Genomic DNA, 17290 nt, shown 5'->3' with positions numbered 1-17290 from the left:
TGTTGATTTTGTTTTTAAGTAATTGATTTATAAGGATATTTTGGAGGGATTGATGTTGGCATGAGCGCTGCAGAATCAGTCATGTAAGCCCCCCGACTGACCTGCTGATGGAGAAGCGTCATGAACATCGTCCGAGTGAGCCTGTTTTGCGTAGCTGCACTGCTGGTCAACGGGGCTTACGCCAAAGATTTCAGTGGTTCGGCTGGAGCCGTTGCGAAAACGGCCGAGTTCACCCTTTCCAACTCGCCGGTGTGGCAATCGCGTGCCGCTGCACAGCAGGAAGGCTCCGCCGAACTGCGTACTCAGCCCACCCGCGCTGTCGGTGCCATCGGTGATGATGCGCAGTGGCTGCGCATTTCCAACGAGGGCGACACCGATACCGCCAACCGTGAGCCACGCCCTGCCAATAGCACCCCGCGCTGGGTGTTCTGACCGACAAGGAGTCCTGCCATGTCCAGAAGTGCCGTCCTGTTGTTGATCATGAGCCTGTCGAGCCTGGCGGTGTTGTGGCTGAGCCCCGCTCTGGACGAGGGTATCGCCCTGCTGCTCAAGGGTGGTAGCGTCGTCTTTGGTGCGGGCTTTCTGGTCGCGTTGATGGCCGGGCGCCGGATCAAGTTCGACCCCGTGCTGCGCTGAGGCTGGTCCCGCGCCAAGGAAACAAGAAAACGCCACGAAGATCGTGGCGTTTTTTATTGCGTGTGAATAGGCCGGTACCGCGGTCGTCTACCTCAGACCGGCAAGCTGAAATAGAAGTTGGCGCCTTCGCCGGGGCGCGAATGAACCCTCAGCTGGCCGCCGTGCAACTGCACGATCTCCCTTGCCAGCGCCAGGCCGAGGCCGACGCCACCCTTGCGTCTGCCGACCTGAACGAAGGGTTCGAAGATCCGCGCCTGTTGTTCGAAGGGGATCCCTTCGCCTTCGTCCTGCACGCTGACGATCACCTGTTCGCCATGGCGGCGCGCCTGTAGTCGTATCTTGTCACCCGGGTTGCTGTAGCGCAGGGCGTTGTCGGTGAGGTTATCGAGCAGTCGCTGCAGCTGCGCGGCATCGAGCTCAAGCTGCGGCAGGGGCTCGTGGACTTCGCAAAGCACCGTCACCTCACGTTCTGCGGCTCTCTCGGTAAAACGGTGAGACAGCTGCTGGATCATTTCGCCGAGGTCGCAGGGGCGGCGCTGCAGGGTTTGCACACCATTCTGGTAGCGCGAGAAGTTGAGCAGGTCGTCGATCAACTGCACCAGTCGATGCATCTCCTCGTCGACGGTGCGTATCAGTTCCTGCTCGCGTCCGCCTGGCGGCAGTGAGAGACGTTCGCGCAGCAGGCTGAAAGCCATATGAATACCGGTGATCGGCGTGCGCAGTTCATGGGAGGCGCGCAGGATGAACTCGCTGCGCACCCGGTCGAAGGCACGTTGCTTGGTGACGTCACGCAGTACCATCACTGCCCCCGCGCTACCGCCCTCGCGTACCTGCACCGGAGTCAGGGCCCAGGCCAGCAGCCTGGTCTCGCCGTCGCGGTCGATCTGCAGGTCGGCCGGCGGCTCCTGCAGCAGTTCGCCTGCCAGCACCCGGCGCAGTGCTTCGTCCACCGCATGCTCGGGCAACAGCGGGCCGATGGGCTGGCCCACGATCTCGGCCGGCCAGGACAGTTGGCGCAGCGCCACCGGATTGGCGTGTTCGATGCTGCCCTGGGTGTCGAGAATGACCAGGCCATCATCGATGCTGTCGAGCACCGCCTTCAGTCGGCCCTCGCTGCTGAGCAACTGGTTGAGGTTGCTCGAATGGTATTCGCGCAGCGCCTCGGTCATGAGGCCGAAGCGGCGGCTCAGCACGGCCAGTTCGAGAACCGGCGATACCGGTAGCACCACGTCGTATTTGCCCTGGCCGATCTGGTCGGCGGCTCGTGCCAGCATGTCGATGGGGGCGCCGAAGCGGCGGGCGATGCCGTGGGCAGTGAGTACCCCGATCGCCAGTACCGCGAGGCCGATGAGCACCAGCAGCCCGGCGATCAGTTGAGAGCGCTCGCCCGCTTTGCTTTCGGCCGAGATGACCCAGTCGACGACCTGATCCTGCTGTTCCAGCAGATGGTTGCGCAGGCGCTGGAAGGCCTCGGTGAAGGGTTTGTGAGCACCCAGGTTATGGGGTGTCTGGCCGTCCGGCATCGCACTACTGGCAGCCTGTTCCATCTCGTCGTAAAGCGCTGCCGCTCGCTCCAGTCCGCTGGCGTAGTCTTTGCCGAGGTTGGCCCTCAGGCCTTCGTCGAAGGTAGCGCGGAACGACTGGCGGATGGCTTCGAGGCGCTGCGCATCGGGCTGTTGAGCGATCAGCACGATCAGTTCGTCGCCCAGGTGCTGGCGCAGCTTCTGGCCGATCTGTACGGCGTCGAAGCCGCGCTGGATCAGGTCGCTCTGGCTGCGCGCCATCTGTGTGACGCTGAACAGGCCGAGCAGCAGGCCCAGCAGTGCAACGGTGATCAGCGCGGAGATGCTAAGGAACAGTCGCGTGCGAAGCTTCATCGACAGCTTCATGGAAATCCCGTGGTCAGAGGTTGTACTGCTTGCGTTTGCGATAGAGGGTCGAGGTATCGATACCCAGCGTCTTGGCCGCCATGTCGAGGGTGTTGCTGCTGGCCAGCACGGCGGCAATATGCGCCTTCTCCAGCTCTTCAAGGCTCATCGCTGCGCCGACACGCACTGCATTGTTCGGCGCTTCGCCGGTGCCGCCCAGGCCGAGATGGCTAACCTCCACCACGTCGCTCTGGCAGATGATGCTGGCGCGCTCGATGACGTTGCGCAGCTCGCGGATATTGCCTGGCCAGTGATAAGCCTGCAGGGCGGCGGCAGCCTCGGGGCTGAAACCGCACGCCGGGCGCCCGTAGTCGCTGACGAAGCGGGCGAGAAAGCGCTCGGCCAGGCCCATCACGTCTTCGTGACGTTCGCGCAACGGTGGCAGCTTGAGGGTGATGACGTTGAGGCGGTACAGCAGGTCTTCACGGAAGCGGCCCTCGCGTACCATTTCGTCGAGGTCCAGGTTGGTGGCGGCGACGATGCGCACATCGGCACGCCGGGTCACCGGATCGCCGACGCGCTCGTACTCCTTGTCCTGAATGAAGCGCAGCAGCTTGGGTTGCAGGGCCAGCGGGAAGTCGCCGATCTCGTCGAGGAACAGGGTGCCGCCGTCGGCCTGGCTGACGCGGCCCTGGGTGCTTTCGCTGGCACCGGTGAAGGAGCCGCGGGCGTGACCGAACAGCTCGCTTTCCATCAGCTCGGCCGTCAGCGATGGGCAGTTGATGGTCACGCAGGTGCGCTTGGCACGGCGGCTCCAGCCGTGGATGGCGCGCGATAGCTCGCCCTTGCCGGTACCGGATTCGCCGAGGATGAGGATGTTGGCGTCGGTAGCAGCGACCTGCCGTGCGGTTTCCAGAATCGCCATCATCGCCGGGCTATGCGAGTCGAGGCCGTCCTTGGCCTTGCGTACCTCACCTTCCAGAGCCTCCAGGCGTGCGGCCAACGTACGCACTTCCAGTTGCTTGGCGGCGGCCAGGCGCAGTTGATCGGGGGTGCAGGGTTTGACCAGATAATCGGCGGCGCCGGCCTGGATGGCATCGACCGCGGTGTCCACGGCCGAGTGGGCGGTGACGATCACCACGCGCATCCAGGGTGCCTGGATGCGCATCTGCGCCAACAGGTCCAGTCCGTTGTCCTCGCCCAGGCGCAGGTCAAGAAAGCACAGGTCGAACACCTGTCGCTGCAGCAGCGCCTCGGCTTGGGTCGCACTGCTGGCACCGGCGACGTCATAGCCTTCGTCTTCAAGGCAGTAACGGAAGGTACGCAGGATTGCCGCTTCGTCGTCCACTAGCAGAATGCGTCCACTGGTTTGCTCTGCAACTGCCATGTATGTGCTCCATCTGACGGGTCAATGCAGCTTAGTCAGGTAAAAACCATGCAAGTTGCACGGCTCGACTGTGCCGATACTGCACCCTGCATGCAGGCAGGGTGCCTTTATTGTTGGTAAATATTTGTTTTAAAAGGGGATTTTAATTTATTCTGGCTGGCACGGGGCTTGCGATATTGCCTGTATCGTCTCACGAACAGGAGTGAACTCATGCCCCCGTTCAAACCTTTGTTACTGGCCGCCGGCACCGCGCTGATGATCGGCCTGACGCCTGTGGCCAGCCACGCTGCCGAAGGTCAGCTATCAGCACAGCTGGATGCGGCCCGCCAGGAAGGTTCGATCTGGACAGCCTTCGCGCTCAATCGGCACCTCAACCCTTTCAAGCTCGATATCGACGTTGAGGATGGTGCGGCCACTCTCAACGGCAAGGTCGAGAATAACGTTCAGAAAGAGCTGGCCGAGCAGGTGGCGCTGAGCATAGATGGCATCGAGTCGGTGGACAATCGCATCGAGGTCAGCAGTGACGCAGTCGAGGGCGACGCGCCGAGCATGGTGCAGCGTCTGGAGGACGCCAGCCTCGCCGCCACGGTGAAGTCCAAGTTGCTGTGGAACAGCAACACCCGCGGCCTGGACATTCAGGTAAAGAGCGAAACCGGCAACATCACCCTCAGTGGCCATGCCCAGACGCCAGCGGCCAAGGAGTTGGCAGGCCAGCTGGCAGCCAATACCGATGGCGTGCGCGAGGTGTTCAACCACCTCAGCATCAGCACTGCCGACAGCAGTAGCAGCGAAGTGCAAACCACACTCGACGAAGCGCGCGAGGACATCAGTGACAGCTGGATCACCAGCAAGGTCAAGGCCAGCTTCCTCTACAGCCGCAACCTGGATGCTATGAACACTGACGACGGTCTGGTCAGCCTGCGCGGCAGCGTGCTGAGCAGTGCCGAGAAGCGCCTGGCGGTCGAGATCGCCCGCAACATTCGCGGTGTGCGGGGTGTCGACGCCGACGCCCTGCGCATCAGCAGTTGAATCTCAAGCAATCCCGGCCACTGGAATGGCCATCAACCCGCAAGTCCCATCGCCAAGGAGTGAATCCATGAGCAGCAAGACCGCACAACTCAATGAACTGATCGAAATCACCCGTGACGGCAAGCGCTTCTATGAGCATGCCCACGAAGAGGTCAAGGATATCCGCCTGCAGGCGCTGTTCCGCGACATGGTGCGCGCCAAGACCGAAGTGATCGACGCCTTGAGCGTCAAGGTCGCGGCCAACCAGAGTGCCCCGGCATCCGGCGGCACCATGCTGGGCAAACTGCGCCAGTTCTACGCCGACACCCGCGCGACCCTGGCCAAGGATGAAGACGCCACCTACGTCTCGCAGCTGGAGGAAGCGGAAGACCGCATTCTGCATGCCTTCGAGGATGCGCTGGAAAGTGCGGACAATGATGTCCGTGTGCTGCTCGCCGTGGAGATGCCCAAGGTGCGGGCCTGCCACGACCGCATGCGGGCGCTGAAGCAGAACATGCAGTAATCACTGCGGCGCTGTTACGAGCCCATGCACTCACTGCGTGCGGGGGCTTTTTATTGGGGCTGGCCAGTCCGGTATCACCCACATTTTCCCCACACCCGAAGCGTCTTTTCGCTGCCGCAACCGAAACTCGTCGACGTTCATTTAACTGTCACATTCGTTTCATAGAGTGGTCACGTGGCCTGCAGATACTTGGGCCCGTTCCATCCAACACTATCCTGCTAGGAGCAAGGCATGAAACTGAAGCGTTTGATGGCGGCCCTGACTTTCGCCGCCGCTGGCGTAAGCGCCGTATCTGCTGTAGCCGCCGTCGACCCGGCTCTGCCGAACTACGAAAAGACTTCCGGTGTGTCGGGCAACCTGTCCAGCGTCGGTTCCGACTCGCTGGCCAACCTGATGACCCTGTGGGCAGAAGAGTTCAAGAAGAACTACCCCAACGTCAACATCCAGATCCAGGCCGCTGGTTCCTCCACTGCGCCACCCGCGCTGACCGAAGGCACCGCCAACATGGGCCCGATGAGCCGTCCGATGAAGGACAGCGAAATCCAGGCCTTCGAAGAGAAGTACGGCTACAAGCCGACCGCCGTTCCGGTTGCCATCGACGCCCTGGCCGTGTTCGTACACAAGGACAACCCGATCAAGTCGCTGTCGATCGAGCAGGTCGATGCGATCTTCTCCAGCACCCGCCTGTGCGGTGGCGACAAGGACATCAAGACCTGGGGTGACCTCGGTCTGACCGGCGAGTGGGCTGGCAAGCCGCTGCAGCTGTTCGGTCGTAACTCGGTATCCGGCACCTACGGCTACTTCAAGGAAGAAGCCCTGTGCAAAGGCGACTTCAAATCCAACGTCAACGAGCAGCCGGGTTCGGCGTCGGTTGTCCAGTCGATCTCCAGCACCTTGAACGCCATCGGTTACTCGGGTATCGGCTATAAGACCTCCAGTGTCCGCGCCGTGCCGCTGTCGAAGAAGGGCGGTGAAGCCTTCGAAGCTTCGGAAGAGAATGCTCTGTCTGGCAAGTTCCCGCTGGCTCGCTTCTTCTACGTCTACGTCAACAAGGCGCCGAACCAGCCGCTGAGCCCGCTGGATGCCGAGTTCATCAAGCTGGTGCTGTCCAAGCAGGGCCAGGAGGTCGTGATGAAGGATGGTTACATCCCGCTGCCGTCCAAGGTCGCCGAGAAAGCGATGAAGGACCTGGGCCTGTAAGGCTTCCAGCCTGATGGCCTGGCTCTAGCTAGCGAGGCCATTCGATGAACCCGCCACCCCATGGGTGGCGGGCTTCGTCATGTCAGTAGACTGTAATCTTTCTGTCATACAAGCCCGCTAAATTGACAAGCCTGGGCAGCCGTATGCGCTGCAATCAAGCCCGCGCAGAGACTTCTCGCATGAATGACTTGGCAAACGAATCCATGAACCGTTCGCAGAACCCTCTGGGGATCGACTTCAATACGCCCGCCCTGCAACGCAAGCGCCGCCTGCGCGCGCTGAAGGACCGCATGGCGCGTTGGTACGTCTCCGTCGGTGGTCTGGCGGTGCTCGGTGCCATCACCCTGATCTTCTTCTACCTCGCCCATGTCGTGCTGCCGATGTTCCAGGGCGCCGAGCTCGAGTCGCGCAAGGCTCAGCAACCGGCCTGGCTGGCCGAGGCCCAGGCGCCATTGCTTCTCGCCGTGGAAGAGCAGAACCAGGTCGCCATGCGCCTGGATACTTCCGGCGCCGTGCAGTTCTTCGAACTCAAGAGTGGCGAAGCCCTGCAGCGTCTGCAATTGCCACTGCCGCAAGGTGTCAGTGTCGCCTCCGTCGGCCAGGATCAGCCGGGTACGCGCCGCGTGGTACTGGGCCTGTCCAACGGCCAGGCGCTGATCATTCAGCACAGTTACAAGATCACCTACCCGGATAACGTACGGGCCATCGCGCCGCAGATCGAATACCCCTACGGCGAAGCGCCGATCGAGGTCGATCCGCAGGGGCGTCCGCTCGAGCACATCGCCGTCAATCTCAACAGCGGCACGCTGATGCTGGCTGGCTCCACGGGCAACGAGCTGCACCTGATCAGCCTCGCTCGCGAGGAGAACCTGTTCACTGGCGAGGTGAGCGTCAGCGAGGAGCGCATCAACCTGCCGCAGATCGGCGAGCCGATCAGTCAACTGATTCTCGACCCGCGGCAGATGTGGCTGTACGTGTTCAACGGCGATTCCAGCGCCGACGTTTTCGATCTGCGCAAGCGTAGCCTCAACGGCCGCTACGAACTGCTCAAGGGTGGTTCCAACCGCGTGACCAGCGCCACCAGCCTGCTCGGCGGCATCTCGATCATGATCGGCGATGCCAAGGGTGGCATCCAGCAGTGGTTCATGGTGCGCGACCAGGATGGCAAGTCCACCTTCCAGTGGATCCGCAGCTTCCAGCTCGGCGACAGCGCGATCACCCAGATTCTTCCCGAAGAGCGCCGCAAAGGCTTCATGGCCCTGGACGCCGACGGTCGCCTGGGCATTTTCCACAGCACCGCGCACCGTACCCTGCTCAAGGAGCAGGTCGCCGAAGGCAGCGCCATCGCCGCCCTGTCGCCGCGTGCCAGTCGTGTGCTGGTCGAGTCGGACGGCAAGCTGCAGCGTTTCGTGGTCGACAACCCTCACCCGGAAATTTCCTGGAGCTCGCTGTGGGGCAAGGTCTGGTACGAAAGCTACCCTGAGCCTGACTACGTCTGGCAGTCCACTTCGGCCAACACCGACTTCGAGTCCAAGCTGAGCCTGTCGCCGCTGGCCTTCGGTACCCTCAAGGCGGCGTTCTACGCCATGCTCCTGGCCGCGCCGCTGGCCGTGGCTGCAGCGATCTACACCGCCTACTTCATGGCGCCGCGCATGCGCACCAAGGTCAAGCCGGTGATCGAACTGATGGAAGCGTTGCCGACGGTGATCCTCGGTTTCTTCGCCGGCCTGTTCCTCGCGCCGTTTCTGGAGAACCACTTACCCGGCATCTTCAGCCTCCTGTTGCTGACACCGGTGGGCATCCTGCTGTTCGGTTTCCTCTGGACCAAGCTGCCTGAGTCCATCCGCCACCGTGTTCCCGAAGGCTGGGAAGCGGCACTGCTGATCCCGGTGGTGGTCGCGGTGGGTTGGTTCTCCATCTCGATCAGCGGGCATCTGGAAAACTGGCTATTCGACGGCAACATGCGCCTGTGGCTGTCCAACGACCTGGGCATTCCCTTTGACCAGCGCAACGCCCTGGTGGTGGGCTTGGCGATGGGCTTCGCGGTGATTCCGAACATCTACTCGATTGCCGAAGACGCCGTGTTCAGTGTGCCCAAGAGCCTTACCTTCGGTTCCCTGGCGCTCGGTGCCACGCCCTGGCAGACCCTGACCCGCGTGGTGATTCTCACCGCCAGCCCGGGCATTTTCTCGGCGCTGATGATCGGCATGGGCCGCGCGGTGGGCGAGACCATGATCGTGCTGATGGCCACCGGCAACACGCCGATCATGGACATCAACATCTTCGAAGGCATGCGCACCCTGGCGGCCAACGTCGCGGTGGAGATGCCCGAGTCGGAAGTCGGCGGCACTCACTACCGTGTGCTGTTCCTGGCGGCGCTGGTGCTGCTGATGTTCACCTTCGTGATGAACACCCTGGCCGAGCTGATTCGTCAGCGCCTGCGTACCAAGTATTCGAGTCTGTAAAAAGTGCCTGCGCAGCAGGCCATCTGATGACTCTCTCCCATTCATGGGAGAGGGTGCCCGCAGGGCGGGAGAAGGTTGTGTGAAATCACGAGCCCTCTCCCCCGGCCCCTCTCCCGCAAGCGGGAGAGGGGAGGTAAAGAATGATTTCATTCAAGGTGTGATGCCGTGAAACAGAACAACCTGAAATCCTGGTACAAGAGCGGTGCCCCGGGCGTGTGGATGAGCGGAGGCGCCGTTGCCATCGCCATCATCATGACCCTCGGTCTGCTGGCAGTGATTGCCTCTCGCGGCCTCGGCCACTTCTGGCCGGCAGATATTCTCGAAGCCGACTACCAGGTGCCTGGCCAGGAAGCCCGGGTGATGCTGGGTGAGGTGGTGCAGGTCGAGGAAGTGCCACGTGCACGTCTCGCCGCAGCTGGCCTGCCGGTAGCCGAAGAAGGCGGTGAGTTCATGACCCGCGAGCTGCTCAAGGTGGGTAACCGTGAGCTGTTCGGTGCCGACTTCACCTGGGTGGTTGGCGAGTGGTTGAGCAACCCGCGCAAGCCGGCCGGCATCACCGTGCTGGAGCGCCGCGAGTGGGGCAACTTCTACGGCAACCTGGTCAACGTCAAGGAAAGCGGCCAGGTGGTCGCCGAGGGTGATGCGGCCTGGGCTGCATTGCAGGAGCGCCTGGATCGCGTCGACGATTTGCACGCACAGCTTGTGCGTCTGGAGAAGAAGGACATCGGCCGTATCAACCATGGCCTGGAGCGCATCCGTCTGGAAGGCCGCAAGCTGCAGCTGCAGGACAAGCTGGACGCCGCTGCCCAGGCCAGCATGGATGCCCGCCGCGATGCGTTGAATGGCGAGTACAAGGTGCTCGAAGAGCGCATGGTGGCGCTGACCCAGCAGATCAACCGCGACAGCGTGACCCTGACCGCCAGCGATGGACGCCAGACCGAAATCGAACTGGGCAAGATCGTCCGCGCCTACCGCCCGAACGCCATGGGCACGGTCGACAAGCTCGGTTTCTATGCCATGAAACTGTGGGAGTTCGTCAGCGACGAGCCGCGTGAGGCCAACACCGAAGGCGGTATCTTCCCGGCGATCTTCGGCACCGTGCTGATGGTCATGCTGATGGCGGTGATCGTTACCCCGTTCGGCGTGATCGCCGCGGTCTATCTGCGTGAATACGCGCATCAGGGCGCACTGACCCGGGTGATCCGCATCGCGGTGAACAACCTGGCCGGCGTACCTTCGATTGTCTACGGCGTGTTCGGCCTGGGCTTCTTCGTCTACGTGCTGGGTGGTTCGATCGACCAGCTGTTCTTCCCCGAGTCCGCCCCGGCGCCGACCTTCGGCACGCCGGGCCTGATGTGGGCCTCGCTGACCCTGGCGATCCTCACCCTGCCGGTGGTCATCGTTGCCACCGAGGAAGGCCTGGCGCGTATTCCGCGTGCAGTACGTGAAGGTTCGCTGGCGCTTGGCGCGACCAAGGCCGAGACGCTGTGGAAGGTGGTCATCCCGATGGCCAGCCCGGCGATGATGACCGGCCTGATTCTCGCCGTGGCACGTGCCGCCGGTGAGGTGGCGCCGCTGATGCTGGTGGGTGTGGTGAAACTGGCGCCGACCCTGCCGCTCAACGGTAACTACCCTTACCTGCACCTGGATCAGAAGATCATGCACCTGGGCTTCCATATCTACGACGTCGGCTTCCAGAGCCCCAACGTCGAGGCCGCACGCCCGCTGGTTTATGCCACTGCGCTGCTGCTGGTGATCGTTATCGCCCTGCTCAACCTGACCGCGGTCTATATCCGTAACCACCTGCGCGAGAAGTACAAGGCGCTGGATCACTAACGCAGCTACGAGTCGCGCACCGCCGGTGCGCAGCTTGCAGCTTGTAGCTACGAACGGAGTGAGTTTATGCAACACGAAACCCATACCCACGGTATCGATCTGGCCGCCCTCGGCCGCGACAAGCAGAGCCTCAACCTGGCCAACGAGACCACGGCCATCGAAGTGCCGGGTCTGAACCTGTACTACGGCCAGAAGCAGGCGCTGTTCGACGTCAAGATGGAGATCCCCAAGCAGCGCGTGACCGCCTTCATCGGCCCGTCCGGCTGCGGCAAGTCGACCCTGCTGCGCACTTTCAACCGCATGAACGACCTGGTCGACGGTTGCCGTGTGGAAGGCGAGATCAACATCGACGGGCGTAACATCTACCGCAAGGGCGAGGATGTGGCCGAGCTGCGTCGTCGCGTCGGCATGGTGTTCCAGAAGCCCAACCCCTTCCCCAAGAGCATCTACGAGAACGTGGTGTATGGCCTGCGTATCCAGGGCATCAACAGCAAGCGCGTACTCGACGAGGCGGTGGAATGGGCACTGAAGAGCGCCGCGCTGTGGGATGAGGTCAAGGACCGTCTGCACGACTCGGCCCTCGGTCTGTCCGGCGGTCAGCAACAGCGTCTGGTCATCGCCCGCACCGTGGCCGTGCAGCCGGAAGTGCTGCTGCTCGACGAACCCTGCTCGGCGCTGGACCCGATCTCCACGCTGAAGGTCGAAGAGCTGATCTACGAGCTCAAGAGCAAGTACACCATCGTCATCGTCACCCACAACATGCAGCAGGCGGCGCGCGTCTCCGACTACACCGCGTTCATGTACATGGGCAAGCTGATCGAGTTCGGCGACACCGATACCCTGTTCACCAACCCGGCCAAGAAGCAGACTGAAGACTACATCACCGGTCGTTACGGCTAAGGTCATGGCAAATACTCCCTGGCTTTGTCGGGCGCCGTACTGTCAGCGTGCGCCCTTCGCGCCAGAGAGCATTTTCCAAGGGCCTTAGTGCTGAAACTCAACGTGTAGGGTGCGCCGTTCGCACCATGGCCATCCAAGCCGGCAGCTTTCGCGGAGCGAAACATGATCAATAAAGACAACCTTACTCAGCACATCTCCCAGCAATTCAACGCCGAACTGGAAGAAGTGCGCAGCCACCTGCTGGCCATGGGCGGCCTGGTGGAAAAGCAGGTCAACGACGCCGTCACCGCGCTGATCGAGGCCGACTCCGGTCTGGCCCAGCAGGTGCGCGAGATCGATGACCAGATCAACCAGATGGAGCGCAACATCGACGAGGAATGCGTGCGCATTCTCGCCCGTCGTCAGCCGGCGGCCTCCGACCTTCGCCTGATCATCAGCATCTCCAAGTCGGTGATCGACCTCGAGCGCATCGGTGACGAGTCGACCAAGATCGCCAAGCGCGCCATCCAGCTCTGCGAAGAGGGTGAGTCGCCGCGTGGCTACGTCGAGGTGCGTCACATCGGCGATCAGGTCCGCAAGATGGTGCAGGAGGCGCTGGACGCCTTCGCCCGTTTCGATGCCGACCTGGCCCTGTCGGTGGCGCAGTACGACAAGACTGTCGACCGCGAGTACAAGACCGCACTGCGTGAGCTGGTCACCTACATGATGGAAGATCCGCGTTCGATCTCCCGTGTGCTCAATGTGATCTGGGCGCTGCGCTCGCTGGAGCGCATCGGCGATCATGCGCGCAACATCGCCGAACTGGTGATCTACCTGGTGCGTGGCACCGATGTGCGCCATATCGGCCTGACCCGCATGCGTGAAGAAGTCGAGGGCAAGTCCAACGACTGACGCCTGCTTCGTGCTGACGGCCCGGGACTTCCCGGGCCGTTTCGTTTGCGCGATTTGTTACACGTCCGGCGTTTTCCGTTGGCCTTAGGCCACTGGCCATGACTATGCTTACTGCCATTCGTACAGGAGTGGCCGATGAGCAAAGTCAGTGTGCTGGTGGTGGATGACGCGACCTTTATCCGTGATCTGGTCAAGAAAGGGCTGCGCGATAATTTCCCCGGCGTACAGATCGAGGAAGCGATCAATGGCCGCAAGGCCCAGCAGATGTTGAGTCGTCAGGTGGTCGACCTGATCCTCTGTGACTGGGAAATGCCGGAGATGTCCGGCCTCGAGCTGCTGACCTGGTGCCGCGAGCAGGACAACCTGAAAACCACGCCCTTCATCATGGTGACCAGCCGCGGTGACAAGGAGAACGTGGTGCAGGCGATCCAGGCCGGTGTTTCCGACTACATCGGCAAACCCTTCTCCAACGAACAGCTGGTGACCAAGGTCAAAAAGGCCCTGCAACGCGCTGGCAAGCTGCAGGCGCTGATGTCCAGTGCGCCGTCGAAGATGCTGAGCACGGGTGGCCTCGCCAACGACTCGCTGGCCGCACTTACCGGCGGCAAGGCCGAGGTGGTAAAGACCAGTGCACCAACGCCGGCAGCTGCCGCCCCTGCGGCACCGAGCATCGCACCTGCCCCGGCCGCCGCAAGCAAGTCGCCGGCCGGTCGTGGCCAGGGTCAGCTGCGTTTACCGGCGGGCAGCATGGCCTGCGTGATCAAGGCGCTGAGCCTCAAGGAGGCACTGCTGGTGGTCAAGCGCACCGAGCAGCTGCCGCAGGTGCTGGAGAGTGCAGTGCTCGACCTGGAACAGGGCGAAGCAGCGGAAACCGCGCGGCTCAATGGCTACCTGCACGCGGTGGCGGCATTCGAACCCAAATCCGACAGCGAATGGCTGCAACTGACCTTTCGCTTCGTCGACCGCGATCCACAGAAGCTCGACTACCTGTCGCGGCTGATTGCCCGTGGCACCGCGCAGAAGCATTTCAGCCCCGGCGCGTAGTGCCACGACAGCGCTCATCCGTATCTGCTCGGTGGCTCTGGGTGGCGCGGGTCGCCCGGCGCTGTCCCCGAACCATCTTCTGCTACGTATCGCCTCGGCTTACGCCGTTATCTTCCTCGCCGACACGCTGCTGGGCTTGCCAACCCGTAGCCCGGGGCAATCCAGGGCGCTATGCCGACCAATGGCGGTGAGCCGGTTCACAGCCTGACGGTCGGTGTCTCGCGCGCTCCGTGCTGCGCTGCTAGTCTTGCTAACCCGGATATCAAAAAGCCATAAGATCCGAGTCGTTATGCTAGGGCGTCTGATTATTCTCTGCAGTCTGCTGGTCTTTTGCGGCCAGGTCGCTGCGCTGACCATCTACAAGTACGTCGACAAGAACGGCGTGGTGACCTATAGCGATCAGGCTGCGCCTGGCGCGCAGGTGTTCGTGTTCAACGACCGCATGGTCGAGCGTCTGGACAACCAGGTGAAGCTGGAAACCAAGAAGCACGAAGCCGGCGAGACCCTGCTGATTCGCAATGACCTGTATGCCCCGGTGGAAATCGAACTGCGGCTGGAACAGGTACAGAACGCCATCGGCGCGCCGGACAAACCGATTCGCTGGGTACTGCCACCGCGCAGCAATATCCGCCTGGCCACCCTCACCGCGCAGGACGCCTCCAAGCCGCTGCGCTACAAACCCAGGTTGCGCTACGCCCTCGGTGATCCGCGTCTGCAGCCGAGCATCCACCGTTATCCGCTGCCCTGGCGTGGCGGTCCGTTCCGTCAGACCCAGGGTGCCAACGGCACCTACAGCCATTTCACACCCAAGGGCCGCTATGCGGTGGACATCGCCATGCCCGAGGGCACGCCCATCGTCGCCGCGCGCGCTGGTGTGGTGGTCAAGACCGAGAACCAGCAGAGCGGCCGCGGCAACAACCCGGCCGGCAACTTCGTGCGCATTCTGCATGACGACGGCACCATGGGCGTCTACCTGCACCTGATGAAGGGCTCGGTCAGCGTGCGTGAAGGCCAGCGGGTGGAAACCGGCAGCCTGTTGGCGCGCTCCGGCAACACCGGCAACAGCACCGGCCCGCACCTGCATTTCGTGGTGCAGCGCAACGTCGGTCTGGCCGTCGAGTCCATTCCCTTCAACTTCCGTCAGCCGGTCAACAGCCTGCCGAACTTCGCCGTCGGCGGCGAATAGCTCGGCAAGGCCTGCCGGCTACGTTCTTTCCCCGGATATCGTCCCAGCGTTTTTGCGCGCCCGCGCATTCCTGGCGCTTCTCCTGTTGCGCGCACCGCGTCACGGCTGATGCGGTGGTTTGCCCGCTCCCCGCGGCGTTTTCCTTAAGTCACCCTCCTGTGCTGTCGCCTTTGTAATCGGTACGTCTGCCACCAGCGCGACGCAGGCGGAAGTTGGCCTTCCGCTCGTCGTTCAGCAGTGTGCAAGCGGAAAGGATCTTTCACCTGGCGGAATGCCTGGAGCCTTCTAAATCAAGGGTTTCAGCTGTTGGCACCGCTATTGCTATCTCACAGGAAAACGGGTGTCCGACTATGGCTATCGATTCAGATTACGTTCAAAGCATGGCGACCCAACTGGCCCAATACGAAATTCAGGGCCAGTTGGCCAAGGCCAACCGCAACCAGGCCGCATACAAGGCGCAGCTTAGTGCCCTGACCAGCCTGGATACCGCACTGAAGGCTTTCAAGACTGCCGCCAGCGGCCTCAAGCTGGCCGGCAGCAGCATGTTGGTCAACAGTGCGAGCTTCAGCCAGGAAGGTTATGCCAGCGCTACAGTGGGCTCCAAGGCCGTGGCCGGCAGTTACGACTTTTTCGTTCAGCAGTTGGCCAGCAAGAGCCAGGTTGCCCTGCAAGGGCTGCAGGACGGCGACCTCGGCAGTGGCAGCCTGACCATCGGCCAGGGCGGTGACGCGTTCAATGTCGACCTCGGCGCCGTCGCCACGCTCGATGAGCTGGCCGCAGCGATCAACGGCGCGAGCGACAACAATGGCGTCAAGGCGACCCTGGTACGCAGCAATGGCCAGGTCAACCTGGTGCTGACCAGCGAGAAAACCGGCGCCGACCAGGCCATCAGCCTGAGCGCCAGTGGCAATGCCGCGGTTGAGGGTGCGGTGGCCAGCAGGCAAGAGCTGTCCGTGGCCAAGGACGCCATCGTGCGCCTGGGTGGCGAGACCGGTATCGAACTGACCAGCACCAGCAACACCTTCGACAACATCATCGACGGCGTCAGCCTGACCTTCAACAAGGCGCACAAGAGCGGTGACGCGCCGCTGACCATGGAAGTCGGCCAGGACCAGAAAGCCACCAAGGAGAAGGCGCAAACCTTCGTCAGCGCCTTCAATGCGCTGATGACCAGTTTCGATTCGCTCACCTCCAGCGGTAGCGAGAGTGGCGGTCGCGGGCCTCTGGCTGGCGATGCCAGCGTGCGCGCCATCGAGACCATGCTCAACCAGTTGGTGCGTACCTCGTTCGGCGGTGTGAGCCTCACCGAGTTCGGCATCGTCGCCGACCGCAACGGCAAGCTGACCATCGACAACGCCCGCTTCGAGAAGGCCGTGGCAGCCAACCCGGAAGGCTTCGAGAAGCTGTTTACCGACAAGGGCAACCTGCTCGACACCCTGGACAAGAACCTGGCGGTCTACACCAGCAGCGCCGGCGGCCTGCTGACCAATCGCAAGGACACCCTCAACACCCAGCTGCGCCGTGTCGATCAGCAGTTCGACAACATCCAGAAGCAGTACGACTCCTACTACAGCCGCTATCTCCGTCAGTACACCGGTCTCATGCAGACCATGGCGGCGATGGAGCAGACCTACGGAATGTTCTGATGAGTGCCTACAACCTCAACGAAAGTTACGACAGCTATCGCACCGTGGACCTCGAGGCGCGCGCTGCTGCGGCCTCGCCCTACGAGCTGGTGCTGGTGCTGTTCGACGGCCTGCTCGACGAGCTGGCGCGTGCCCGTGGTCATATCGAGGCCAAGCGTTACCAGCAGAAGGGCCAGTCCCTGGAGAAATGCCTGAACATCCTCGGCGGTCTCAATGGTGCCCTTGATTACGAGAACGGCGGCGAGCTGGTGCAGGGGCTGGCGCGGCTCTACGACTACTGCATCTATCGCCTCTCCGATGTCAGCGTGAGCCTGTCGCTGGAGGGGTTGGACGAAGTGGTTGGCCTGCTCGGTGTGCTGCGCGAAGGCTGGGAAGGCGTGAATGCAACGCGCAAGTGAACTGCGCGCCCTGCAGCACCTGCATGGCCAGCTGGCCGAGGCGCTGGAGCAGGGCGACTGGACGCGCATCGGCGAGATCGATGCGCTGATCCGCTCGTGCCTGCAGCTGCTGGCCGGGCTACCGACGCTGAGCGACGAAGTGCGCGAGGCCAAGCGGCATCTGCAGCAGTTGCACGGACAGGCGCGCATCGCCTGCGCCGAAGAGTGTGAGCGGGTGCGTCGGCTATTGCTGACGCACCTGGAATACGCCGAAGGGCGCAGCGCTTACATGCGCGTCGATCTGTATCAAGGTGGGAGATAAA

Annotated in this window: 16 protein-coding genes; 14 read left to right on the top strand and 2 right to left on the bottom strand. The window is 62.4% G+C overall.

What is annotated here, in order from left to right; translation table 11 throughout:
• Positions 1 to 120 precede the first annotated feature (120 nt).
• The gene (locus BM186_RS11505) at positions 121 to 432 is read left to right on the top strand and encodes a hypothetical protein (RefSeq protein WP_074915395.1); all 312 of its coding nucleotides are present in this window, start codon (positions 121 to 123) and stop codon (positions 430 to 432) included.
• 18 nt (positions 433 to 450) lie between these two features.
• Positions 451 to 636, top strand: a complete 186-nt coding sequence (locus BM186_RS11500) for a PA3371 family protein (protein ID WP_074915393.1) — start codon at positions 451 to 453, stop codon at positions 634 to 636.
• Positions 637 to 728: 92 nt separating this feature from the next.
• On the opposite strand, the gene BM186_RS11495 is transcribed toward BM186_RS11500, so the two are convergent.
• The gene (locus tag BM186_RS11495; RefSeq protein WP_074915392.1) at positions 729 to 2525 is read right to left on the bottom strand and encodes an ATP-binding protein; all 1797 of its coding nucleotides are present in this window, start codon (positions 2523 to 2525) and stop codon (positions 729 to 731) included.
• 13 nt (positions 2526 to 2538) lie between these two features.
• Positions 2539 to 3891, bottom strand: coding sequence for a sigma-54-dependent response regulator transcription factor AlgB (gene algB, locus BM186_RS11490; RefSeq protein WP_072423658.1), 1353 nt, complete (start codon positions 3889 to 3891; stop codon positions 2539 to 2541).
• 210 nt (positions 3892 to 4101) lie between these two features.
• Here algB and BM186_RS11485 point away from each other — a divergent pair, with 210 nt between their 5' ends.
• From BM186_RS11485 to BM186_RS11430, 12 genes are all read left to right on the top strand, one after another.
• Positions 4102 to 4920, top strand: coding sequence for a BON domain-containing protein (locus BM186_RS11485; protein ID WP_074915390.1), 819 nt, complete (start codon positions 4102 to 4104; stop codon positions 4918 to 4920).
• Between the two features lie 67 nt (positions 4921 to 4987).
• A complete protein-coding gene (locus BM186_RS11480; protein ID WP_074915386.1) occupies positions 4988 to 5422 on the top strand; it encodes a ferritin-like domain-containing protein in 435 nt (144 codons plus the stop codon).
• 231 nt (positions 5423 to 5653) lie between these two features.
• Positions 5654 to 6622, top strand: a complete 969-nt coding sequence (locus BM186_RS11475; protein ID WP_074915384.1) for a PstS family phosphate ABC transporter substrate-binding protein — start codon at positions 5654 to 5656, stop codon at positions 6620 to 6622.
• A 179-nt stretch (positions 6623 to 6801) separates the two neighbouring features.
• Positions 6802 to 9087 (top strand): ABC transporter permease subunit, encoded by a 2286-nt coding sequence (locus BM186_RS11470; RefSeq protein WP_074915383.1) that lies wholly within the window; start codon positions 6802 to 6804, stop codon positions 9085 to 9087.
• Positions 9088 to 9252: 165 nt separating this feature from the next.
• Positions 9253 to 10923, top strand: a complete 1671-nt coding sequence (pstA, locus tag BM186_RS11465; RefSeq protein WP_072423653.1) for a phosphate ABC transporter permease PstA — start codon at positions 9253 to 9255, stop codon at positions 10921 to 10923.
• Positions 10924 to 10989: 66 nt separating this feature from the next.
• On the top strand, positions 10990 to 11823 hold the full coding sequence (pstB, locus tag BM186_RS11460) for a phosphate ABC transporter ATP-binding protein PstB (protein ID WP_074915381.1): 834 nt from the start codon (positions 10990 to 10992) through the stop codon (positions 11821 to 11823).
• Between the two features lie 162 nt (positions 11824 to 11985).
• The gene (gene phoU / locus BM186_RS11455) at positions 11986 to 12714 is read left to right on the top strand and encodes a phosphate signaling complex protein PhoU (protein ID WP_072423651.1); all 729 of its coding nucleotides are present in this window, start codon (positions 11986 to 11988) and stop codon (positions 12712 to 12714) included.
• Between the two features lie 135 nt (positions 12715 to 12849).
• Positions 12850 to 13758 (top strand): response regulator, encoded by a 909-nt coding sequence (locus BM186_RS11450; protein WP_074915380.1) that lies wholly within the window; start codon positions 12850 to 12852, stop codon positions 13756 to 13758.
• Between the two features lie 289 nt (positions 13759 to 14047).
• Complete coding sequence (locus BM186_RS11445) at positions 14048 to 14944, top strand: peptidoglycan DD-metalloendopeptidase family protein (protein WP_074915378.1); 897 nt, start codon at positions 14048 to 14050, stop codon at positions 14942 to 14944.
• Positions 14945 to 15294: 350 nt separating this feature from the next.
• Positions 15295 to 16590 (top strand): flagellar filament capping protein FliD, encoded by a 1296-nt coding sequence (gene fliD / locus BM186_RS11440; protein WP_072423648.1) that lies wholly within the window; start codon positions 15295 to 15297, stop codon positions 16588 to 16590.
• Positions 16590 to 16988 (top strand): flagellar export chaperone FliS, encoded by a 399-nt coding sequence (gene fliS / locus BM186_RS11435; RefSeq protein ID WP_017676447.1) that lies wholly within the window; start codon positions 16590 to 16592, stop codon positions 16986 to 16988. The genes fliD and fliS overlap by 1 nt, the downstream gene beginning before the upstream one ends.
• Entirely contained in the window at positions 16972 to 17289 is a 318-nt protein-coding gene (locus tag BM186_RS11430; RefSeq protein ID WP_074915376.1) for a hypothetical protein, read from the top strand. Before fliS ends, BM186_RS11430 begins: the two co-directional genes overlap by 17 nt.
• Position 17290: the final 1 nt, after the last annotated feature.

Source organism: Ectopseudomonas toyotomiensis (assembly GCF_900115695.1).
Lineage (GTDB): Bacteria > Pseudomonadota > Gammaproteobacteria > Pseudomonadales > Pseudomonadaceae > Aquipseudomonas > Aquipseudomonas toyotomiensis.
This window is presented reverse-complemented; position numbering and strand designations above follow the sequence as displayed.